Genomic DNA, 21,183 nt, shown 5'->3' on the forward strand with positions numbered 1-21,183 from the left:
TGAATCTAAAAAACTATAAATTAAATTGCACTAAAAATCCAATAAAAATATTGGCATAATTAAGACTGTATATTATATATAATTATCTACTGGCCATATCCTGCTTAACTTCTGAAATGGACAGTTTATGGTATTTGATTTATATGTATTTATTAGTGCAATATGTGATGCGCTTCGATTTTCATTAGCTTATAAGGCAGTATTGATTATCAGCCATCTAGTTTGTTTTCCTGTGCTCTGATTTAGAGTATAATCCATCTTCACAGCATTGCAAGGATCAAGGTTAACCCTTCAAGCAAAAAAGGGCTGCAGAAAACTGCAGCCCTTCAGAGTGTGTTATAGTCTTGCTGGCCTAGCGCTTCATCAACTTGAAGGTATGCTTGGTGCTGTTGTCGAGCACGTGCAGCACATACATGCCCTTGCTTGTCACGCCGCGCATGTCCACCGTGATGGAGTTGCCAGAGGTCTCCTCGGTGCGCTGCTGCAGCACCTTGCCCATCGCATCCATCAGCACCACCTGCACGCTGCGCGACTCTGCACCGTTGAGCGTCACGACAACGGCATCATCGAATGGGTTGGGGTATGCCGACACTGTAGCTTTGTCAGTATTCAAAGCCACCGCTCTGATTGGCGAGTAGGAAGCGGTCCCATCGAAGTCCACTTGCTTGAGGCGGTAGTAGCGGGTGCCAGACACCGCCTTCTTGTCCAGGAAGGCGTAGTCCTGGCGCAGCGAGGTGGTGCCCACCTTGCTCTCCACGAAGCCTATAGCGGCGAAGTCCCTGGCATTAGTGGATACCTGCACCTCGAAGCCCTTGTTCTCAAGCTCAGAGGCCGTCGCCCAGGTTAGGTTGACACCCCTGGTCTGCGCCTGCGCTTTGAAGAACATCAACTCCACAGGGAGGGGAACTATACCAATATTATTTATCTCCACGATTCTACTTGCTGGTAGGTTTGTGTAGCAACTACTAAGACTCCCTTCTTGCTTTGCGGTTAAGCGTACTTGAATGCCTTTTAAATTCTCAGGGACAGAGGAAATAGTGATCTCTCTTGAATTTGAATTTGGAATGCCAGCCCAACTTTCCCCATCTGTCGTTATAAACCAAGCGTAGCTTGAAACATCGTTTGCATCTACAATTTCTGACCATGCAATAAATGTAGCAGGCTTGAAAGCATCAATTCTATTATCCGGATTTTCTGTTCTTATATCTATCCTACCACCAGATAATGTAATAGCCCTTTTATGTATTACTCTCAAACTAGTAGATCCACTTGTAAAACAATTGTTACTTGCTGAAACTGATAAGGTTCCATCTATATCTGCATTTGTATATTCCAAAGTAATACTATTTGCATTACTAGCCCCTATTACAGATGCTCCTGATGGTATAACCCAGTTATAAGATGTAGCATTTGTTACTGCTGGAACTGAGTAGGTAACCCGCTGCACTCCACATGTGTTATTACTTGTGGAAGTTATATTTCCTATTGAGCTAAGAGTAGGCAGGATGTCATATAAATGTATTCTCTCAATGTTAGAAAGCGGATAAACATTGCCACTGCTTTCCCTTTGCCTAACCTGAATATCTAAAAAATTACCAGTTACCCTAGTAGCAGGAATAGTTACTCGCAATTCAGTCGATGTTTTATAAGTAGGAGTTATTAAGCTCGCATTCGTTGTAACTCCATTTATCACTACATGAGCATCATGATCATTACCCCCGCCTTGGTTTATCTTAAAGCCCGAACCAAATATTGTTAAATTTATAGCTTGGCCTCTTACACTACATTTCGGAGTAATATTAGTAATAACTGCAGCCTGCCCAAAACTCTCCTTGCTCACTAATAGGGCAAAGCAAAGTAACAGTGTATATAAAATTTTACTTACTATCGCCGTTCCCAAGGCTTTAGCATTTGACTGCGTTGCGTTCGCAGTTGAGTTTGAATTGTAGAAGTGTTTCATAAAGGATAATTGTTTAGAAGATTCGGGTTGAACCTGCCTTTGTGAGCAGGAAAGTGTAGGCAAAGCGATTCCAGTATGCTTTTTCAAGCAATTATTTTCATCTGCAAATTTTAAAGCCCATTTCTAATTCATTAGATAGAAAATAGACGTTTTGCAGCTAACCAAATCAGACTAAAGCTTAGTTAAATATTTTGGAATTTTGTTTTGCCTTATAACTACTTAGTGTAAAAAAGTATTTATATAAAGCAATATTAAGAATTGCATCATAAAAACCCACATTATTTATGTTATTTATTTTATTAGATTTTCACAAATTGCACTTAATTAGAAGGGTTTTATACAGAAATATATGCTTTGATAACAATTTTTAAGCACTAATAAACCACCTATAACAATTCAAATAATTAATTTTCAGCTCTTTCTACGAACTGCATAAGGCCGATCTAAATTGCACTGAATATTCAACAAATTAGAGTCTAAATCCAATGCTATCAGGTTGCCATAGGCTGCGTTTTTGTAGTAAACGCAACCTGCATCGAGGTTGATCCGAGCGTCTTGGTGTGCAACACTTTTCTTGATGGCATGGAGGGCGGTAGGGGTATGGCCGTGCAGGAGCCTCTTGTTATTCAGGCGGTTCCAATCCACTTCGTAATGTCTTATGTTAAGCATGGCTTCTTTGTCTCTGAATAAATCGTCCTGATGGAAATCGAAACCAGCATGCACTAAAAAGTAGTCGGGCAATTCGAGATAATAGGGGAGGGAGTCTATGAAATTGGCATAGGGAGTGGGAAGTTTCTTAAAGTCATGCATGCCAAAGTTGTTCAAAACCATTTCCTTTTCCGGTTCTGACAAATTGAGAGCTGATTCGCCTTTGGAAGCAGCTTTGAGTAGCATCTGGTCATGATTACCTCGCAGGCAGTGTACCTGGTATTGCTGCTTTTGGAGGTGGATGATAAAGTCCAACACTCCTTTACTGTCAGGACCTTTGTTCACATAGTCGCCTAACAGGTATAATTCATCCGTTTTTTTGAGTTGCAGTTGCTCAAGTATGAGCGCTTTAAAGGTGCGGGCGCAGCCGTGTATATCACTGATCGCATATCGGGCCATGGCGGGGAGCGTCTGGTCTGAGTCGGTTAGAAGCAGTTAAAAAAATAGCACCTGTGTGTAAAGCAGGTGCTATTCTTTTCAGCTGTTTACTGATTAGTTATACTTGTTGTTATCTAGGCCTGGTTTGTCATGATTACGGTTAGGGTTGTTCACGCGCACATTGGCCCCTGTTTCATCCGCATCATCTACGGTATACTTCTTTTCCAGGTCCTCGTGCTCAGCTCTTGTGCTGTTTGGATCTACTGGCTTGCCGCCAGCAGCTTTGTCCTGACCACGGCCAGATGGTTTTCCTGAATCAGCCCCGCCGGGCTGGGTATGCTTATATGATGGCATAATGTGTCTCCTTGTATTTAAGTTAAAAATAATTGGCAAGCGCCCCTAGGCTATACCAGAGAGCAGCTATACCTTATGTAAATTCAATTGATCAGGTACCGCGACCTTCGTCTTCGGTACGCATGTTGTCAGGTGGTGGCGTGCCGTCGTCAGCAAAGTCATTAACACCTGTTGCCGATGGCCCTTCAGAGGCTGTATCGCTGCCGAAGCCTTCTTTGCCGTCACGGTTGCCAAAGCCACCGCGTTGGTGTTCATTCTTGGGCGGATCTGCACCAGGGATGATGTGCCCTGCACGGAATTCCTGATCTGTTGTATCGTCTTCTATCACACGCACCGGCCTGTTTTTGGCGGCATCGCTGTGCTGCGATTCTCCTGCGTGCTTATCGTTTTCTTTGTTTTCCATAGTTCTGTATTTATCACACTCCGCTCGGGAGCTATACCTGTTTTTACTCCATTTCGGTCGCTATGGTTTAGCTAGATTAACTGCCAACCAGTTCGCCACCATTCACATGTATCACCTGGCCAGTTATATAAGATCCATCTTCAGAAGCCAGCAACACATAGGCCGGAGCTACTTCGGATGGCTGCCCAGGGCGTCCTAACGGCACATCCTGCCCAAACTCTTTCACTTTTTTCTTATCAAATGAGGCAGGTATAAGCGGAGTCCAGATCGGACCGGGCGCCACGGCATTTACTCTTATTTTCTTTTCTGCCAGGTTCGATGACAGAGAGCGCGTGAAAGATGTGATGGCTCCTTTTGTAGAGGCATAATCCATGAGGTGGTGACTGCCGCGGTACGATGTAACGGAAGTAGAGTTGACGATGGCGCTTCCTTCCTTCATATGTTCCAATGCGGCTTTGGTCATGTAGAACATCGAGAAGATATTGGTCTTAAAAGTTCGCTGTAACTGGTCTTTCGAGATGTCTTTCAGGTCAGTTTGCTCGTGCTGTTCAGCGGCATTGTTTACGAGTATGTCCAGTCCGCCGAGTTCTTTCACGGTCCGCTTAACCACATCTTTGCAAAAGGCCTCGTCACCGATGTCTCCAGCTATGATCAATCCTTTGCGGCCTTCCTGCTCTATCAACTGGAGCGTGTCTTTGGCGTCCTTGTCTTCGTTCAGGTATACGATGGCGACATCCGCTCCCTCACGGGCAAAGTGTACGGCTACGGCACGTCCTATACCACTGTCGCCGCCCGTGATGAGCGCTTTCTTACCTTTAAGTTTATCGCTGCCTTTGTAGTTTTCGCGTATGTACTCGGGCTGTGGGGTCATTTTATGTTCCTTGCCCGGTTGCTCTTCTTGTTTCTGGGCAGGTACTTCTTTTGGTTTGTTTGCCATAGTTTTCATAGTTTTAGCGTGTTTACAGTCCATACCTATACGCCTGCATTTTTGGGCTAGTTACCGCTACCTGTAATCTGGTAAGGCAGCCAGCCGTTTATACCTTAAAAAAATACGTCTCCAGATCATGTGGAAAGAAACAAACAATAAACTCACCCGCAGCTTTAAGTTCAAAGACTTTAGAGCAGCCATGGCATTCATGAATAAGGTAGCCGATGTGGCCGAAGAACTCAATCATCACCCATGGTGGAGTAATGTATACAACCAGGTAGAGATCGAGTTGACCACACACGATGCCGGCAATACCGTTACTGACAAAGATCTGGAACTGGCTCGGCGCATCGATGTGCTCTATGACAATATGATGGTTAAAACGTTTGAAGGCGCGGTGCACCTGCCCTAACTAAGCAGTGAGCCGTGAACAATCGACAATTAAGTAATACCTTTGCTGTATGCAGGAACCTGAAAAAACCAATCTATACCTGGTGCCGACACCTATCGGAAACCTGGAGGATATTACGCTGCGGGCTATACGCATCCTGAAGGAAGTAGACGTTATACTGGCTGAAGATACCCGTACGAGTGGAAAGCTATTGCAGCACCTAGGTATAGAGAAGCGCATGCACAGCCACCACCTGCACAATGAGCATAAAGCCAGCGCTCACTTGGTAGAGCGCATGAAGGCAGGAGAGGTGATGGCACTTATTTCTGATGCCGGCACGCCCGGAATCTCTGACCCTGGCTTCCTGCTCGTGCGCGAATGTCTGAAGGCGGACCTTAAGGTAGAGTGCCTCCCTGGCGCCACTGCTTTTGTTCCTGCCCTGGTCAAATCTGGCTTTAGCACTGACCGCTTCACATTTGAAGGATTTTTGCCTCTGAAGAAAGGACGTCAGACTCGCCTGATTAGTTTAGCGGAGGAGGAGCGCACGATGATCTTTTACGAGTCTCCACACCGTCTGCTCAAAACACTTACGCAGTTCAAGGAGTATTTTGGGGGCGAGCGCATGGCCTCTGTTTCACGTGAAATCTCGAAGATGTTTGAAGAGACCGTGAATGGCACACTCGATGAACTGATCGAAATTTTCACGACCAAGGCAATCAAAGGGGAATTTGTACTGGTGGTCTCCGGAGCGGGAGCAAAGTAAGTTGAACACGAATAACAATAAGATGAAGCTATACCTTACCAAGCTTTTACTAATAGGCATGCTGCTGCTTGTTGTCGTGCAGGCGCAGGCGCAGTTCGAGGGAACCCGGTTGTCTCCTGAGGCAAAGATCAGCCTGATCACCTGTTCGCCCGGTGACGAGCTTTATGCGATCTTCGGGCACAGTGCCGTGCGTGTCAACGATCCCGCCTCAGGTATGGACATCGTGTTCAATTACGGCACTTTCGATTTCAATGAGCCCGGCTTTTATATTAAGTTCATCCGAGGCAAGCTCAACTACAAGCTCTCTATCGCTTACTTCCAGGATTTCGCTTACAGCTATACCTTGGACAACCGCTCTATTTATGAGCAGGAGATGAACTTCACGGAAGCGCAAAAGCAACAGTACTGGCAGTTTCTGACAAACAACTACCTGCCTGAAAACCGCTTCTATCTCTACGATTTCTTTTTTGACAATTGTGCGACCCGTATCCGCGATGGTATAGAGGCCACTTTCCCGAACCAGGTTGCCTTTAACCTAGCGCATTTGGATCAGGACATGAGCTTCCGTAATCTCATTGATCTATACCTGCCTCCGCAGCCTTGGTCAGACTTTGGCATTGACCTGGCACTTGGCGCACCGATCGATCGCAAAGCCTCCCCTTATGAATATATGTTCCTGCCTGATTACCTTTCGAAAGGATTCGCTAGCGCTACTATTCAGCAAAACGGTAAGCAGGTACCTCTGGTGAGCGCACCGCAGGTAATATTCCAGAATACTCCAATGCCTGCCTCAGCTGGCAGCATGTTTAGCCCAGTGCTGGTTTGGTGGCTGTTTTTCGGGCTCGTACTAGCCATTACTGTGCTCGACTACAAGCGCCGCACACGCAGCCGCACCTTTGATGTATTCCTGTTCCTGATTACAGGTCTTTTGGGCGTGTTGCTGTTCCTGCTTTGGTTTGCCACGGATCACCAGGCAGCTGCGAATAACTTTAACTTGCTTTGGGCACTACCTACTCACGTCATAGCCGCTGCTTTCCTGGCAAGACCTGTACTACCAGACTGGTTGCAGAAGTACATGATGGGAACGGCCGCATTGGCTTTGATCACACTCTTATTATGGCTGGTATGGCCACAGCAATTGCACCTCGCCGTTTTCCCGATTGCTTTATCTCTCCTGCTAAGAGCGGCGTATACGGTTTGGGCTGCCAGACAGCCGGCAGTTATCAGCAACACAAACTCTAAAGTAAAAGAGCGCATATGAACCTCCAGCAACTTTGTCAGAATGCCAACATTATTGTCAAAAAAGTAGGCGCTTTTATCAAGCATGAGGCCAAAAACTTTGACAGGGATAAGGTAGAGCTCAAGGGTTTTAACAACCTGGTTTCTTATGTGGACAAGGAAGCGGAGCAGCAATTGGTAGAGGCGCTGCGCCACCTTTTGCCAGAGGCTGGCTTCATTACGGAAGAAGAAACCGATAATACCCGCGGTGAGCGCTTTAACTGGATCATTGACCCATTGGACGGCACCACGAACTTCACTCATGGCTTGCCGCTATACTCGGTGAGCGTCGCTTTGCTGGATGGCGAAGAGGTAGTACTGGGCATCGTGTATGAGATAAATAAAGATGAATGCTTCTACGCTACTAAAGGCGGAGGCGCTTTCCTAAATGACAGCCCTATCCAGGTTTCTCCTGCAATAGGCCTGAAAGACGCACTTATCGCCACAGGCTTCCCTTATTACGAGTTTGGACTCACACAGCAGTACCTTCAGGTGCTAGGCGCTTTTATGGGCAAGTCACATGGGGTGCGTCGCTTAGGTTCTGCCGCTTTGGACCTGGCCTATGTGGCAGTGGGCCGTTTTGAAGGGTTCTTTGAATATAACCTGAATGCCTGGGATGTGGCAGGCGGAGCCATTATCGTGCAGGAGGCTGGTGGTCATGTTTCTAAGTTTACGGCTGGTGGCGACTATATTTTTGGTCGTGAGATCGTGGCCAGCAACGGAAACATTCACCAGGAGATGCTCGACACCATCGCCGAGCATTGGAAAGGGGCGCCTCAATAAACTTTTTGTATCTTTGTGCAGTTGATAAGAGCATATGATACAGCAAATCATCATCTTCCTGATATTCGCGGTGGCAGTGGGCTACATGGGTTGGATAATTTACCGAAGTTTCATGCCCAACAAAAATGCTGGCTGCGCCAAGGGCTGCGGTAGCTGCTCAGCTATCGACTTCAGTAAGATCCAGCAAGAGCTCGACAAAAAAGCGGTATAACTGTTTCGCTTCCCTTCTTTCATTTTCCTGGATTGAAGCTTGTTTTGCTTAGGTATACCGTTATACCTGTGAGTGGGCACTAGTTCTATCTTATCTAGGCATGCACTTGCCTAAGCCTGCCTTCTGAATAATTCCACCCCCTTTTTCGTATCCATTGCCTGATTTTGCGTATAGTTCTATACTTACAAGATATCCCTTAAAACTATACGCTATGCAAGATAAAGTAGAAGAAAGATCCCTGGTAAACGTGCTCAACCGCCTGCGTAAAGACGGCTATACCTACGATTTTAAAGTATCGGGTGAAGGCACGCTTTGCACGATGGAGGACAAGCACACGTTCGGACCTGACCAGGTACGCATTGTGGACTTTTACCGCTTCGAAGGTGAAAGTGACCCGGATGACATGTCGATATTATACGCTATAGAAACCAGTAATGGCCTGCGCGGCACGATCTCTAACTCTTACGGCCCTTATGCCGACGAGAAAGTAGACAACTTCCTGAAGCAAGTAGAAGACCTTGGTAAGAACCTCGATAAGAAAGACAAATAAAACAGAAAGGGCCGATTGATCGGCCCTTTCTGTTTTATACCTGCGCAGCCTATACCTTAATTGTCTGAAGCATTGCGACCATTTTTTATTTGTGCCTGTAAGTCTTCTAAATGTTCGTTTAACTTCTCGCCACCTTTTATACCAAAGTCCAGCGTACGAATCGGGAATGGGATCATGATATCATTCGCATCAAATGCCTTCTTGATCTTAATGATCGCATCGCTCTTAGCCGACACAAAATCTATCTGCCGGGAATAAGATATCCAGAAACGGACTTTGAAATCAATCGAACTATCATTGAAGGCATCATACATCACCTCCACATCACGGGTCTTCACACGGTTTTTTACGTCCTGAAGCGCTTCTATCACAATTCGCTCCACCTTTTCTAAATCCTCGCCATACGATACGCCTACATCCAGGTCGAGGCGCCGTATGCCACTACTCGAGTAGTTGGTCACAGGGTTCTCAAACACCATCTTGTTAGGCAGCTTCACTAACTCTCCTGACGGCTTACGGATGTCCAGTGTACGCAATGAAACCCGTTCAATCACCCCAAAGTAATCGTTGGTCTCTATCATATCGCCTACGCCAAACGGCTTCTGCACTGCGATGATGATACCTGAAATGAAATTAGCCGCGATATCCTGAAAGGCGAAACCCAGTGCCAGACCAATAATACCAACACCAGCCAGCAAAGAGATAACGACCCTGTCAAGCTGGAGCACGCTGAGCACAAAGAAAAAGCCGACACCCAGCAAAGCAATGTATAGAATGGTAGATATCAGATTATTAAGCGCAGCACTATGCGATACCCGTCCTATTACTCTATCTAAGGCATTGCGAATGAAGCGAGCAACCGTAAACGTAATGATCAGCAGAATGATGGCTACAACCAGGTTAGGAAGCATTAAGACCAGATGCTCTCCCCAGTCTTCCAGCTTGCTTAGCAAAAGTTCAAGCGCTTTGTTAATGTCGTTCATAAATCTTATCTATTGTATTACATTGTTAGCAGGTATAGCTCAGGCCCATACCCGGGTGCCTTCGGTGCAGTTCCGGCACATTTCTATCTCTTCCCGTGACTGTAACAGCGATTTGCGAAATTGGTTATACCCTGGGCTGCGCCATACCTGCCGGAACCCCTGCTCTTTTACGTCTCCCATGCGGTACTCAGCGTCCTTATCGAAGCAGCAGGGTACTACCAGGCCGTCCCAGGTGATCACACAGGAATGCCACATTTTCCAACACTGATTCAGCAGTTTGTTTTTGATAGAGTAACTGCCATCACCGTTATTTCTATACCTGGAGTAATAGTCAATGGTAGGTATAAGCGGAGAACCCTGCTCGTAGTCATAAATCTGCGCCGTCTTAAATACGACTTCATCCACGCCAAGTTCATCGGCCAGTGCCTGCACCTCTGCAATTTGGTGCTCGTTGGGGCGTACCACCAGGAACTGAAACATGATATGCGGTGTGCGAGACTTCAGCTCTTTCTTCCATTTCACGACCTGCCGCGTACCTTCCAGCACTTTATCCAGCTTGCCACCTACCCGGTATGCCGCGTATGTTTCCTGCGTAGTGCCGTCTATGGACACAATGAGCCGGTCCAGCCCTGATTCTACGGTCTTGCGGGCTGTATCGCTATCAAGGAAGTGGGCGTTGGTAGAGGTGGCGGTATAGATGCCTCTGTCTGACGCATACTTCACCAGCTCCAGAAAACTCTTGTGCAGGTAAGGCTCCCCCTGAAAGTAAAAGATCAGGTACAGCAATCGTTTGTGCAGCTGGTCGATAGTCTCCTTGAAAAGGTCATTCTGTAGCATACCCGTCGGTCTGGTAAAAGAACGAAGGCCACTGGGGCACTCGGGGCAGCGCAGGTTACAAGAGGTGGTTGGCTCAAACGAAATGCTCAGCGGGTCACCCCAGTGCACTGCCTGGCGCGAAGCCCTTGCATACCAGTAGCTGCCTGCCACCTGCAAGGCATTAAACATGCGCAGCGGCGTGAGTTTTGACAGAAAATTGAGCTTATCAGCGAGGTGCAGCTTCATGTGTAGGGACGCAAAAGAAAGGGCAGCCCATAAAGGCTGCCCCACTAAATTATACTTTATGGCGCTAACGGCCAAAATTATCGCGTGTCTAGTAACGGAAAAGCGCTTTTACGCTGCCTCCCTCTTCACCAACTTCTGACAGGCCGTTATAGCTACTCACGTATACCTTACCCCCCTGTGCCAGCGTCTTGATTGCCGCCAGGTTGATCAGATCATCGTCACCACGCTGGTAGTCTTTGTGCACTTCAGCTGCTGCGCTTTTGGCATCATAGCGACCCCAAACCGGGCTGCTTGGTGCAATAAACAGCGTGTCAATACGGCCATGTACGGCTTCTGCGGCCACTGTGGCAATGTCTTCGGAAGTTACACCAGTGCCTGCTACGTTCTCGTAGCGGCTCAGCGAGTCGGTGTGGCTTTGCTGCATCAGCGGTTTCATAACCTCAAGTGCTTTCTCATGAATCGTCTGCGGATTCATACCGGCCACGGTTTCATTCAAATTGATGTTCTGTGGCACAATGTTCTTGTACTTGCTGAATTTGCGGTACAGGGCGCAGTAATGGTCCACACCGGCCAGCACCAAAGGCTCTGTCGCGTTGTGCAGGATTTCCTGCAGGCTGTTGTCAACCTCATGGATAAACTCACGCACTTCGTCGTGTTCGTCGTCACCCTTCGTCGCACCCGCCCCATGCACGATATTTGAGCCGTTCACGGTCGTGGTGGAGTTATGGAAATCCTGGTCGTTGCCTTTGATGGTAAACTTTAGGGCCTCGTTCATGCTCTCCGGTGCAAAAGCACTGATGTCGATCTGGCGGATGCGCTCAATAGTGGCCTCGAAGAAACCAATGCGCTCGCGGTACAGCGACAAGATGAAGAAGCGGCCATTCTGGCTTAGGATCGGCAGCATAGGCGTGAAGTAGAACTGATCAAGCACATATACCACATCCGGCATTGTGATAGGCAGGGTATAGTGCGCCGAGAAGCCTTTGGTGATAAACACAGCCAGGCCTTCTGACTGATGGCGCCAGAACCCGGTATCATTCAGCAGTTCTTCGGCCGGCTTCAGGTAAGCGTCAATTTCAGCATCGGCTACATCGTGTCTTGCCAGTAGTGCGCGGGCTTCTTTGAGTTTGTTCTTGAACAGTGTGTGGTCCTGGCCATTTAGTGTTTCGTGACCAGCTCGGTGCGTAGGTATGTAAATAGAGATGCAAAGTGCGTCTTTTGTGTTGTTCTGCACATTGAGAAGCTTCTCAATGTCACTTTTGTTGATTAATGCCATATTTTTCTAGCGGTTAAATGAATAAGGATATCTCCAATAATCTATTCCTTTCTACTTTCCCCTTACGATAAGGGGTTAGGCTTTAATTACGCACTAAACAAATGCACGGTTATTGATGCTTTCAGAAACAAGGCATTGGCCCTACAAAACAAAGCCGCCCACAGTCGTGAAACTTGGGCGGCTTTCTTATGAAGATCAGGTATAGGTATTACTTGCGGGAGGCTCTGTTGCTCAACACATGCTGCAGGATTTCAGTCTCGGCTTCCCGATCGATAGGGCGGCGTGGTTTTGTGCTTAGAATGGTGCCATCATCATCTATCAGATAGTATGCCGGTACGTCTTTAAGTCCATACTGACGGGCCAGTTCGTGGCCCTGCCCCTTCAGGTATAGCTGCACGCCTCCGAAGCCGCGTGATTGCACGACACTGCGCCAGGCCTGTTCGTTTTCATCTACTCCTATATTGATAAGCACTACTTCGTGGGGCTGGAGCTTTCGGGCCAGCTCTTGTGCGTGCGGTTGCTCTACCATGCATAGGCCACAGTCCGTACGCCAGAAACTCAGGTAAACAATCTTGCCCTTAAAATCGCTGAGTGCCACCAACTGCCCATTTATATCTTTCAGACTAAAGTCAGGGGCTGCACTGCCAATGCCTAAGCCTGGATGGCTTTCGTACTGGCGCTGCAATGTGGCATACACGTCGGCTATACCTTCGTTTTGTCCGAAATCCTGCAGCATGGCGGGTACGTGCAGCACATTGCCCTGTTGCAATGACTGCCGGATCAGGTACGCTTGCGCCATTTTGCGTGCGTACCCCTGCAAGGTATAGCTCACCTCATAGTATGCTTTTTTATAATAATGTATATCGCTGGCATCCAGTCCGGCCTGCAGCCCTACAAAAGTGATGTAGTTTCGCAGGAAGGTTGGAAAACTGATAGCTTCCAGGCTGGCGGGCTGGTCCATTTCCATATGCTCCAGAAAATCGAAGTATCCGGCGGAGGGGCTAAGCTGTACTGGCAGCCTCATCAGCTTTCGCATATCAAAGAAGGTGAGACGATCATTGGCGTAGCTGTACTCAATCTCGGCCAGTATAAGCTCTTTGAAATGATCACTTACCGGATTTGCCGCTATTTTCTTCTCAAAAATCGCCAACTGATCCTCTTTGCGATAGGTCAGAAACTGTAGGAATTCTTTCTCTGACAGCTTTACATTGTCAGGCAACGTTTGGTAGTCTTCTTCTTCGTCAAAACGATAGGTATGCAGCGCCAGGTAATTGTTCTCATTTGCCCCTTGGCCACTGTACTTCAGTGTTTTGAGCATCTTCTCTGCTATGAATGTCACTTGCAGGTCGTAGCCTGACTCCAGGTATAGCGGTACTGATTCGTTGCCATATACCAGCTCTACCGTCATGGCCTTGTCAACTGGTATTTCAAATTTGAAACGCCCGTTGTTTACCTCAGCAAACGTACGCTGTTCTTCCGGAAACAATAAAGAGGGGAGAGAGGCGATGAAAATTTCAGCCTCCTGTCCTTTTTGAATTTTGCCTGTAAGTGTAACAGTGCCTTGAGCCAACAGGAAATGAGTTGCCAGCATGTAAGCCAACAATAGAGTGAGCATTCGTTTCATAGGTACGGCGCGGGTAGAGGTGTCTTATAACTATCTAATTTTGGTCCAATTAGCTGGAAATTTCATCTTTGCGCTCGTGTAGGCAAAGATTTCAGCTAAGGCACTGAACACTAATTTTATAGATTATAATTCCAATTCCCAATACTCCCTCTGAAATTATACGAAAGATAGAACTACTTCCTGTTTAAAACACAATTTTAACCAAATAGGGAGGCGAATACCTCTTCTAATCGTCCAAAAGCATGCACATTAATGGAAAATTTGCCCAGGTCCATGCCCTTCTTGTTGTACTTGGAGATGTAGATATCCTTAAAGCCCAGTTTCTCTGCCTCTGTGATGCGGTTTTCAATACGATTGACAGCTCTTACCTCACCGCCAAGTCCTACCTCCGCAGCAAAACAGGCAGTGCTGGGGATAGCGATATCCTCAAAAGAAGAGAGGATCGAAGCGCACACCGCCAGGTCAAGCGCCGGATCTTCTACCTTCAGGCCTCCAGCCAGGTTAAGGAAGACATCCTGAGCACCCAGTCTGTACCCACCGCGCTTTTCCAGCACAGCCAGCAGCATGTTGAGGCGCTTGCCATCAAAGCCAGTACTGGTGCGCTGTGGCGTACCGTACGTGGCAGGTGTTACCAGGCTCTGCACTTCTATCAATAGTGGACGGTTGCCCTCCAGTGTGGCGCCGATGGAAATGCCACTGAAAGCATCTTCCCGCTGCGATATCAGGATCTCAGACGGGTTGCTCACTTCCCGCAGACCGGTACCCAGCATTTCGTATATACCTAGTTCAGAGGTGGATCCAAAGCGGTTCTTAGAAGTGCGCAGAATCCGGTAGGTCATATGACGGTCGCCCTCAAAAGTCAGCACCGTGTCTACCATATGCTCCAGTATCTTAGGACCTGCCAGGTTGCCCTCTTTGGTGATGTGGCCAATCAGGAAAACAGGGGTACCGCTTTCTTTGGCAAACTTCAGTAGCTCGGCCGTACATTCCCGTACCTGACTCACACTGCCGGCCCCCGCCTCTATAAAGGAGGAGTGCAGTGTCTGAATGGAGTCGATTATGAGTACCTGCGGCCGCAACTGCTCTATTTGTTTAAAAATGTTCTGCGTGCCAGTCTCTGTCAGGATGAAGCAATCGGAGGTTTGGGCATTGAGACGCTCCGCTCGCATCTTGATCTGGTGCTCACTTTCCTCGCCGCTCACATACAACACCCGCAGCCCTGTCAGGCTCAGAGCGATCTGTAGCATTAGTGTGGACTTGCCTATACCTGGCTCGCCACCAATAAGCACCATAGAACCCGGTACAATGCCACCACCCAGTACCCGGTTCAGTTCCTGATCTACCGTCTGAATGCGCTGCTGCTCCTGATAGTTGATATCTGCTATTGGCTTGGGCTTGTTGGCGACCTGTGCTGAACTGCTGGTATTGCCTACTTTCCATACACTAGTAGGCGTGAGTTCCTCACGCTGCACCACTTCTTCCACGTAAGTATTCCATTCACCACAAGCGGGACATTTGCCGATCCACTTGGCCGACTGCGCCCCGCAGTTCTGGCAGAAATATGAGGTTTTGATCTTAGCCATACTACGAAGATACGCATAATGAGACAATATACAGTGGCTTTAACCTTCTCCTATTTTAAGATTATTTCGGCCAAAAATTGGGTTAATAAGAGTTTAATCACAACTATTTAGCTATATTTAGAAACATTAATTCTTTATCACACATGTCATTTGTTCGAATATTTACCTACACCCTGCTATTCATGCTGGCAGGCCTCTCTACTGTGAAAGCACAAAAACTAATACCATCTGCGTATTTAGTTACTTTATCATCTGACACGCTCCATGGAGAACTATTGGATGAGGGAATATCTAAAAGAACTTATCAGATACAGTTTAAACCTGATGGAGGCCAACTCAAGAGCTATGCAGTGGGTGAGATTAAGGGTTATGGCCTTAGCGACAGCCTTTACTATGAAGCGCACGAGGCGCTGGTGAATGAGCAACAGCATAAACTCCTGATGCAAGTGTTGGTAACAGGTCCAACCAAGCTCTATTATGCAAAAGACTTTAATCCAGCTTATGAGTATTTCCTACAGATACAACAGCAGCCTCTGGTTCCTCTGCATAAGGACTACTTTGCTGGTACCATCTCCGCTCTCCTAAAAGATTGCGCCTCCATAAATACACAAAGGTATAAGTATAGCAGCCCTAGCCTGGCCAGTCTTGTACATGCCTACAATAACTGTCAGTACTCCGGACAGAGAAGCGCCATATTATATAAGCAAGCCAGAACACAGGTAAAATGGGGCATCAGAGTAATAGGCCAGTCTTCTCAACTCGTTTTTCCCTTTGAAAACAGGTTGCCTTTTGATCATACCTTCAACTGGAACACGGGAGCTACAGCAGGCATCTTTGTAAATTTAAGCTTCCCTGGAAAAGCGTTTTCCATTCAGCCTGAGCTGATCTATGTCTCCCGGAATGTTAGCAGCACGTATCGTTTCGAAGACCCACAGGCTATGAATTATGACAGCAATCTGAAATTAAGTGCGCAATACCTACAGCTGCCTGTGCTGCTGAAGTACAGGTTTGGCAATGGAACATGGCATCCTTATCTGAATGCAGGAGTTAGCTACGGCCTGGCACTCTCGAAAAAACTGGACCACTTCATTACATTTGAGAGTGGCCATGTTGTTGATATGAATTCAAAAATAGACGGTTACACACTGGGGTTTGCATTTGGTGGGGGCGTACAGTTCCAACGCTTCTCTGTGGATGCTCGCTTCAGCCGCGATATAGCCAATAGCAACGAACTAGAAAACAGACTTTACTTCAATAATATACAGCTAGGCTTAGGCTATACCTTTTAGCAACAAGCCGTCTTACCTTCAAGAAATGAGAAAAAGTTTACCAAGCATCCTCTTAGTTGCAGCTGTATGTCTTTTGACTGGCTGTGCAGCAAACCGCTATGTAACCCAGGTAAAGCAAACTAATTTACTGCCTCTAAATCTATCCTTTACTGTTGAGGAAGCCCAGATAACAGACAGCAGGACAAATCAAGCTGATGAAGATATCAAACTGCCATTTGTTTCGAAACCAAACATGTTGATTAAGCATGTTCCCGCTTTAACAGCGACCCATAAACAGCTAATAGAAAATGTAATCAGAGAGAACACGACTAATTCGGGCGTTCTTGTAAAAGCAATCATTAATATACCCGACAGCTACAAGGAGTTCACATCTACATGGAGTAGTGAGAAAGAAAGGGGATTTGCGCAAGTTCAAATCAATCTGGTTAGCCAGGAATCAGGTGAATTGATTATGGCATGCGATTCAAGTGGAGAACTATTTGTGCAATCAGTAGATGCTACGAATGAAAGGATGGAAGAAATCTATCAACTCACTATCAAAAACGTCATCTATAATTGTTTAAAGTCAATGTCTGGTCAGGTGAAACAGTGACGCAAGCCCGCCTTGTATAAACACCGTATGTTGGCCGTCGACCTGGCACATTAGTTACACGACACCGATAGCCGAATAGCAGAAGCGGCACTCCCTTGGATTGGGGAGTGCCGCTTCTGCTTACTGGGGTTTCCAAAAATCTAGACTCGCTCTATTTCAACTGGCGCCTGCTTGAAGTATACCCTAAAGGTAGTGCCCTCACCAAGTTCGCTTTCTACTTCTATGCGGCCCCCATTGTTTTCGATAATACGCTTCACAATGTACAGGCCTATACCTGTGCCCTCCACGTGTTTGTGCAGGCGCTTGAACATATCGAAGAGTTTATGCTCCTGACCCTTTTTAATGCCGAGTCCATTGTCCTGTACCCGTAGCACCACGAAGTCATCTTCCATATAGGTATCTACACGTACCTCTGGTTTTAACTCCGGCCTGCGGTATTTGATCGCATTCGACACCAGGTTATAAATAATACTCCGCAGATTCTTGCGGGCGTACAGCAGGTCCTTCACCTGAAAGTCAACTTTCACAACCGCGTCGGACTCTTTCACAAGGCTGTCAATATCCAGCATTACGTCCTGCAACACTTGCTCAAACGACAGGGGCTCAACCTTAGCGTGAAGTCCTTTCTGTACTTTGGTGATCTCAGCCAGGTCGGCAATCGTTCGCTTCAGTTTGTCAATCGCCTCACCCATCATGTCAAGCAGTTGCTTGTCTTCACCCTCCAGCTTATCCTCCAGTATACCTCGCAGCAAGTTGGACAAACCTTCCATGTTCGCGATAGGGGACTTCAGGTCATGCGAAGCTGTATAAACGAAGTTGTCCAAGTCATTATTGGTGCGCAGCAGCTCCATATTCTTAATGCTCAGCTCTTCGTTTGTAGAGATCAACTTTGTGCGGGCCTTCACCAGTTCTGTCACCTCCACTGCAAATATGAGTACTGCCTCTGGTTTACCCTTTCCGTCCATGAGCGGCTGTATCACAATGTTGAAGTAACTCTGCGTCAGTTGTCCGTCGTTATGCCGGTCTATCATGAGCGGCACTTCCTGGCCTATGTAAGGGGAGCCATCTACGAACACTCGCTCAATCTCTTCGAATATGCCCTGATGCACGAGTTCGGCATGGGCTTCACGCAGTGTCTTACCCACCAGCAAGCGGTTACCGAAAAGCTTGCGATAAAGCGGGTTGGCCAGCAAATACTGCTGATCAGAAGCTCGTACCAGTCCAACCAGAGCAGGCACCTCCAGGAACAATTTCTGTAGTAGCTCGGCGTTTTGCTTCACTTTACGGTCAGCCTCTTTTATGTCCGTAATATCGATTGTAGAGCTAATATGCCCCAGGAAGTCGCCATCGGCACCAAAGCGTGGTGTGCAGGTCGCCACCATCCAACGATACTGCCCATCGTAGCGACGCATGCGCAACTCCACCCTAAAACCACTTTCAGAGGCCAGCGCATTGTTATACTGCTCTTCAAAGCCAGGCAGGTCCTGCGGATGAATAATTTGCTGCCAGCCGAAGTTAATACTGTCTTCGAAGCTGCGCCCTGTAAAGTCAAGCCATTGTCTGTTCACATACACGCTCTGTTTCCAGATGTCAAGTATGCTGATGATCACCGGAGCGTTGTCGGCCATGGTTCGGAAGCGGGCCTCACTTTCGATTATAGCTTGCTGCGCACGCTTCTCCTCTGTGATATCACGCACTTCGATGATGGTGGCCGTCGGCACGCCGTTTTCGATGATGGGGTGCGCAGCAACTGTCACACTGAAGAATTCCCCGCTTTTGCGGATAAACACATCCTCGTGTGAGCGCATGTTATTGTTTGTAGGCAGGGCTCTGTCGAGTGGGCACTCCTCCAATGGGTATGGTGTACCATCCGGATGGGTATGGTGGATCATGTCGTGAAGCGGCTTGCGTCTGATTTCTTCAAAAGTAAAACCAGTCATCTCCTCGGCGGCCGGGTTCATAAAGGTACAGTAGCCATTGGCATCCATCATAAAGAGGGCGGCAGTTGCATTATCGGTAATGGTCTGCTTGAGGCTATTGGAACGGCGCGTGTTAATGAGTGACCAGATGATGAAGAACATCAGCAAGCTGATGATCGTACCGCCCAACAAGATAAAGTAAGGCAATTCGGTATCGGCTGAGCGCATAAACGAAGGCTTCGCAGAGCAGTATACCCGCCACGTATGATTGCCAATGCTCATAGTGCTCAGCATGTCAAGCTCACGCTTTTTGGAGGCGTGGTAATACAGCACACTGTCTGAGCTGTAAAGCACATCATTCTTACCTAAATTCGTGCCGTCGTATACCTCAATATCCAGGTCATCATAATTATTTTCCCAGATGGCTTCCATCAAGTCCTTGGCCCGGAAGGGGCTGTATACATAACCTTTGATCAGCCGTTGCCGCTCTTTTATGGCTTCTGGCTCCGCATTGTCTTCATAAATAGGGAGGTATATCAGGAACCCGGCCTGTTCGTCCACACTAGTCTCTTGTACCAGTCTCACTTTGCCTGACAGTGCCGGCTTACGGGTATCACGGGCCATTTGCATAGCGGAGCGCCTGACCGAGTCGCTGAACATGTCAAAGCCGAAAGCACGTCGGTTACGCTCGTTGAGCGGCTCCAGGTATATGATGGAGGTATAGATTGGCCGGGGGTCGTCAGGGCGGATTGCAAAATCGCTGAACCCTTCTTTTCGTAAGCGCTCAATGTGGGCTGACAGGTCTTTCGCCTTCACAAAATGGGTATATCCCACGCCCTGTATGCCAGGGTAATTCTCTTCCAGCTTTAGCGTGCTGTAATACTGGCCCCAATCCTCCCGAGTCACGGTGTCAGAAGACACAAACAGGGCTTTTGCGCCAACCAGTATCTGGATATAGTCGCGCATACGCAGCTCCAATGCCTGAGTGGCTTGCGCTGCTTTTAATTCAAATAGTTTCTCGTTTCGCTCCAGAGCCTTCTTTTTGGTCTCTGAATAGATAAAAAGCGTCAGTAAAAATATGAGCAGGAACGACGCGATTGCGATCAAATACTCTCGGACAAACGCAACCAACTTATAAAGTTTCATAGATGAGATGAACAGGCCCTTCAAAAAAACACCGGCCTTGCGCAAAACAACGGCCGGCAGTAGCACTTAGTTCAATGGTTAGATCATCAAAAATAACTAATTTATTGTATCAGCTGCAACATTTGAGGAGCTTAAAATACGGATGCTGCCTCAACATGTACCACACCTATTATTATACCTGAACCATCCACAGTCTGATGATACTCTTGATATAACTGTAGAAAATTGGGCTTTGCATGTTAATTTTACGTCAAATACCTTTTTACCATGATAGATATCCTGAAAAGCCTGCTGCTAAGTTTTATTGCCGTGGCCATATTGCTACCGGTGCTTCGCTTTGCACTGCGTCGCCTGTCACCAGCAGGCCAGCAAGCTGAATTAAGCGCCGACGAGGCTCGCTACCTGCAAAAAAAAGAGTGGCAACTGATGCTGGCTTACTTTGTTTTTGCTTCAGTGCTTTCCGTGTTCTTCTCAGGGGCGCTGGCTATGCTCTCCAGTATATTACATGTTTCTCGTGAGCAGATGTTTGTGATGACCCCCAACTTCAAGGCATTTTTTGCGCCGGGTCTGCTTCTTGGCCTTACCATAGCGCTGCTACCGCTCCGACTCTCACAAAGCACACTCCTCAACCAGGACTATGACATGTACAAGCAGTATCTCCGTCAGCAGGAAGGCCTCCGCTCTATACGTCTTTATAGCATCCTGTTCGGTATTATGCTGGGCTTTTCGTTGGTTGTGCTTTGGTTTGCCATGCGCTGGCACGTGAACGTAGATGAAAATCAGGTCCAAATCACCAATCTGCTGAACCAGGAGCGTACTTACCCGCACAGTTCTATTGAGAGTATCCATTACCTGGGCGCTGAAGGAGAATACCTGGTTACTTTTGATGACCAAACCATACTGAATACGGCTTACCTGAAGCCAATTCCGCTGGATATGATTGCCCTGCTGGCTGATCGTTCGGGCAAGCGTGTGATCCGGTAGGGTTTCAGGTATAGGCTA

20 protein-coding genes and 1 pseudogene are annotated in these 21,183 nt (G+C 47.4%); 9 read left to right on the forward strand and 12 right to left on the reverse strand.

The features are described 5' to 3' along the window. Positions 1 to 352 precede the first annotated feature (352 nt). From AC5FX6_RS18970 to AC5FX6_RS18995, 6 genes and pseudogenes are all read right to left on the reverse strand, one after another. A complete protein-coding gene (locus AC5FX6_RS18970; protein ID WP_493598761.1) occupies positions 353 to 931 on the reverse strand; it encodes a T9SS type A sorting domain-containing protein in 579 nt (192 codons plus the stop codon). A 327-nt stretch (positions 932 to 1,258) separates the two neighbouring features. After that, positions 1,259 to 1,960 (reverse strand): annotated as a pseudogene (locus AC5FX6_RS18975) (IPT/TIG domain-containing protein); the annotation flags it as partial. 411 nt (positions 1,961 to 2,371) lie between these two features. Further along, positions 2,372 to 3,067, reverse strand: coding sequence for a metallophosphoesterase family protein (locus AC5FX6_RS18980; protein WP_493598537.1), 696 nt, complete (start codon positions 3,065 to 3,067; stop codon positions 2,372 to 2,374). Between the two features lie 93 nt (positions 3,068 to 3,160). Continuing rightward, complete coding sequence (locus AC5FX6_RS18985) at positions 3,161 to 3,400, reverse strand: hypothetical protein (RefSeq protein WP_493598538.1); 240 nt, start codon at positions 3,398 to 3,400, stop codon at positions 3,161 to 3,163. Positions 3,401 to 3,491: 91 nt separating this feature from the next. Then, positions 3,492 to 3,803, reverse strand: coding sequence for a hypothetical protein (locus AC5FX6_RS18990; RefSeq protein WP_076421339.1), 312 nt, complete (start codon positions 3,801 to 3,803; stop codon positions 3,492 to 3,494). 76 nt (positions 3,804 to 3,879) lie between these two features. Then, a complete protein-coding gene (locus tag AC5FX6_RS18995; RefSeq protein ID WP_493598539.1) occupies positions 3,880 to 4,749 on the reverse strand; it encodes an SDR family oxidoreductase in 870 nt (289 codons plus the stop codon). A gap of 118 nt (positions 4,750 to 4,867) precedes the next feature. Between AC5FX6_RS18995 and AC5FX6_RS19000 the strand changes: the two genes are divergently transcribed. From AC5FX6_RS19000 to AC5FX6_RS19025, 6 genes are all read left to right on the forward strand, one after another. Beyond that, the gene (locus AC5FX6_RS19000) at positions 4,868 to 5,143 is read left to right on the forward strand and encodes a 4a-hydroxytetrahydrobiopterin dehydratase (protein ID WP_493598540.1); all 276 of its coding nucleotides are present in this window, start codon (positions 4,868 to 4,870) and stop codon (positions 5,141 to 5,143) included. A 49-nt stretch (positions 5,144 to 5,192) separates the two neighbouring features. Further along, a complete protein-coding gene (gene rsmI / locus AC5FX6_RS19005) occupies positions 5,193 to 5,885 on the forward strand; it encodes a 16S rRNA (cytidine(1402)-2'-O)-methyltransferase (RefSeq protein ID WP_493598541.1) in 693 nt (230 codons plus the stop codon). Positions 5,886 to 5,907: 22 nt separating this feature from the next. Then, a complete protein-coding gene (locus tag AC5FX6_RS19010; RefSeq protein ID WP_493598542.1) occupies positions 5,908 to 7,146 on the forward strand; it encodes an Lnb N-terminal periplasmic domain-containing protein in 1,239 nt (412 codons plus the stop codon). Next, complete coding sequence (locus AC5FX6_RS19015; protein WP_493598543.1) at positions 7,143 to 7,946, forward strand: inositol monophosphatase family protein; 804 nt, start codon at positions 7,143 to 7,145, stop codon at positions 7,944 to 7,946. Before AC5FX6_RS19010 ends, AC5FX6_RS19015 begins: the two co-directional genes overlap by 4 nt. A 34-nt stretch (positions 7,947 to 7,980) precedes the next feature. Further along, a complete protein-coding gene (locus AC5FX6_RS19020; protein ID WP_493598544.1) occupies positions 7,981 to 8,157 on the forward strand; it encodes a FeoB-associated Cys-rich membrane protein in 177 nt (58 codons plus the stop codon). Positions 8,158 to 8,368: 211 nt separating this feature from the next. Further along, complete coding sequence (locus tag AC5FX6_RS19025; RefSeq protein ID WP_493598545.1) at positions 8,369 to 8,707, forward strand: hypothetical protein; 339 nt, start codon at positions 8,369 to 8,371, stop codon at positions 8,705 to 8,707. Positions 8,708 to 8,763: 56 nt separating this feature from the next. On the opposite strand, the gene AC5FX6_RS19030 is transcribed toward AC5FX6_RS19025, so the two are convergent. The 5 genes from AC5FX6_RS19030 to radA form a co-directional block, all read right to left on the reverse strand. Further along, entirely contained in the window at positions 8,764 to 9,690 is a 927-nt protein-coding gene (locus AC5FX6_RS19030) for a mechanosensitive ion channel family protein (RefSeq protein WP_493598546.1), read from the reverse strand. 39 nt (positions 9,691 to 9,729) lie between these two features. After that, the gene (locus tag AC5FX6_RS19035) at positions 9,730 to 10,752 is read right to left on the reverse strand and encodes an SPASM domain-containing protein (protein ID WP_493598547.1); all 1,023 of its coding nucleotides are present in this window, start codon (positions 10,750 to 10,752) and stop codon (positions 9,730 to 9,732) included. A gap of 88 nt (positions 10,753 to 10,840) precedes the next feature. Continuing rightward, positions 10,841 to 12,028 (reverse strand): baeRF7 domain-containing protein, encoded by a 1,188-nt coding sequence (locus AC5FX6_RS19040; protein ID WP_493598548.1) that lies wholly within the window; start codon positions 12,026 to 12,028, stop codon positions 10,841 to 10,843. Between the two features lie 208 nt (positions 12,029 to 12,236). Then, positions 12,237 to 13,652, reverse strand: a complete 1,416-nt coding sequence (locus AC5FX6_RS19045) for a redoxin domain-containing protein (protein ID WP_493598549.1) — start codon at positions 13,650 to 13,652, stop codon at positions 12,237 to 12,239. Between the two features lie 197 nt (positions 13,653 to 13,849). Continuing rightward, positions 13,850 to 15,235 carry a DNA repair protein RadA gene (radA, locus tag AC5FX6_RS19050; RefSeq protein ID WP_493598550.1) on the reverse strand — a complete coding sequence of 462 codons (1,386 nt, stop codon included), beginning with the start codon at positions 15,233 to 15,235 and terminating at the stop codon, positions 13,850 to 13,852. 143 nt (positions 15,236 to 15,378) lie between these two features. Between radA and AC5FX6_RS19055 the strand changes: the two genes are divergently transcribed. Both AC5FX6_RS19055 and AC5FX6_RS19060 read left to right on the forward strand, forming a co-directional pair. After that, positions 15,379 to 16,524: a porin family protein gene (locus AC5FX6_RS19055; protein WP_493598551.1), complete on the forward strand. Its 1,146-nt coding sequence runs from the start codon at positions 15,379 to 15,381 to the stop codon at positions 16,522 to 16,524. A 25-nt stretch (positions 16,525 to 16,549) separates the two neighbouring features. Beyond that, positions 16,550 to 17,116 (forward strand): hypothetical protein, encoded by a 567-nt coding sequence (locus AC5FX6_RS19060; protein ID WP_493598552.1) that lies wholly within the window; start codon positions 16,550 to 16,552, stop codon positions 17,114 to 17,116. Between the two features lie 140 nt (positions 17,117 to 17,256). Here AC5FX6_RS19060 and AC5FX6_RS19065 read toward each other — a convergent pair whose 3' ends face one another. After that, positions 17,257 to 20,181 (reverse strand): CHASE domain-containing protein, encoded by a 2,925-nt coding sequence (locus AC5FX6_RS19065; RefSeq protein ID WP_493598553.1) that lies wholly within the window; start codon positions 20,179 to 20,181, stop codon positions 17,257 to 17,259. A gap of 267 nt (positions 20,182 to 20,448) precedes the next feature. Here AC5FX6_RS19065 and AC5FX6_RS19070 point away from each other — a divergent pair, with 267 nt between their 5' ends. Further along, complete coding sequence (locus AC5FX6_RS19070) at positions 20,449 to 21,165, forward strand: hypothetical protein (RefSeq protein WP_493598554.1); 717 nt, start codon at positions 20,449 to 20,451, stop codon at positions 21,163 to 21,165. The last annotated feature ends 18 nt before the right edge of the window (positions 21,166 to 21,183 follow it).

This window comes from Pontibacter sp. LHS2, assembly GCF_058932845.1.

Coding starts and splice junctions, on each gene's coding strand:
- AC5FX6_RS19040 (WP_493598548.1), bottom strand. CDS start 12,028: ATGGCATTAATCAACAAAAGTGACATTGAGAAGCTTCTCAATGTGCAG.
- AC5FX6_RS19060 (WP_493598552.1), top strand. CDS start 16,550: ATGAGAAAAAGTTTACCAAGCATCCTCTTAGTTGCAGCTGTATGTCTT.
- rsmI (WP_493598541.1), top strand. CDS start 5,193: ATGCAGGAACCTGAAAAAACCAATCTATACCTGGTGCCGACACCTATC.
- AC5FX6_RS19045 (WP_493598549.1), bottom strand. CDS start 13,652: ATGAAACGAATGCTCACTCTATTGTTGGCTTACATGCTGGCAACTCAT.
- AC5FX6_RS19020 (WP_493598544.1), top strand. CDS start 7,981: ATGATACAGCAAATCATCATCTTCCTGATATTCGCGGTGGCAGTGGGC.
- AC5FX6_RS19065 (WP_493598553.1), bottom strand. CDS start 20,181: ATGAAACTTTATAAGTTGGTTGCGTTTGTCCGAGAGTATTTGATCGCA.
- AC5FX6_RS19035 (WP_493598547.1), bottom strand. CDS start 10,752: ATGAAGCTGCACCTCGCTGATAAGCTCAATTTTCTGTCAAAACTCACG.
- AC5FX6_RS19010 (WP_493598542.1), top strand. CDS start 5,908: ATGAAGCTATACCTTACCAAGCTTTTACTAATAGGCATGCTGCTGCTT.
- AC5FX6_RS19025 (WP_493598545.1), top strand. CDS start 8,369: ATGCAAGATAAAGTAGAAGAAAGATCCCTGGTAAACGTGCTCAACCGC.
- AC5FX6_RS18985 (WP_493598538.1), bottom strand. CDS start 3,400: ATGCCATCATATAAGCATACCCAGCCCGGCGGGGCTGATTCAGGAAAA.
- AC5FX6_RS18980 (WP_493598537.1), bottom strand. CDS start 3,067: ATGGCCCGATATGCGATCAGTGATATACACGGCTGCGCCCGCACCTTT.
- AC5FX6_RS18990 (WP_076421339.1), bottom strand. CDS start 3,803: ATGGAAAACAAAGAAAACGATAAGCACGCAGGAGAATCGCAGCACAGC.
- radA (WP_493598550.1), bottom strand. CDS start 15,235: ATGGCTAAGATCAAAACCTCATATTTCTGCCAGAACTGCGGGGCGCAG.
- AC5FX6_RS19030 (WP_493598546.1), bottom strand. CDS start 9,690: ATGAACGACATTAACAAAGCGCTTGAACTTTTGCTAAGCAAGCTGGAA.
- AC5FX6_RS19000 (WP_493598540.1), top strand. CDS start 4,868: ATGTGGAAAGAAACAAACAATAAACTCACCCGCAGCTTTAAGTTCAAA.
- AC5FX6_RS19055 (WP_493598551.1), top strand. CDS start 15,379: ATGTCATTTGTTCGAATATTTACCTACACCCTGCTATTCATGCTGGCA.
- AC5FX6_RS19015 (WP_493598543.1), top strand. CDS start 7,143: ATGAACCTCCAGCAACTTTGTCAGAATGCCAACATTATTGTCAAAAAA.
- AC5FX6_RS18995 (WP_493598539.1), bottom strand. CDS start 4,749: ATGAAAACTATGGCAAACAAACCAAAAGAAGTACCTGCCCAGAAACAA.
- AC5FX6_RS19070 (WP_493598554.1), top strand. CDS start 20,449: ATGATAGATATCCTGAAAAGCCTGCTGCTAAGTTTTATTGCCGTGGCC.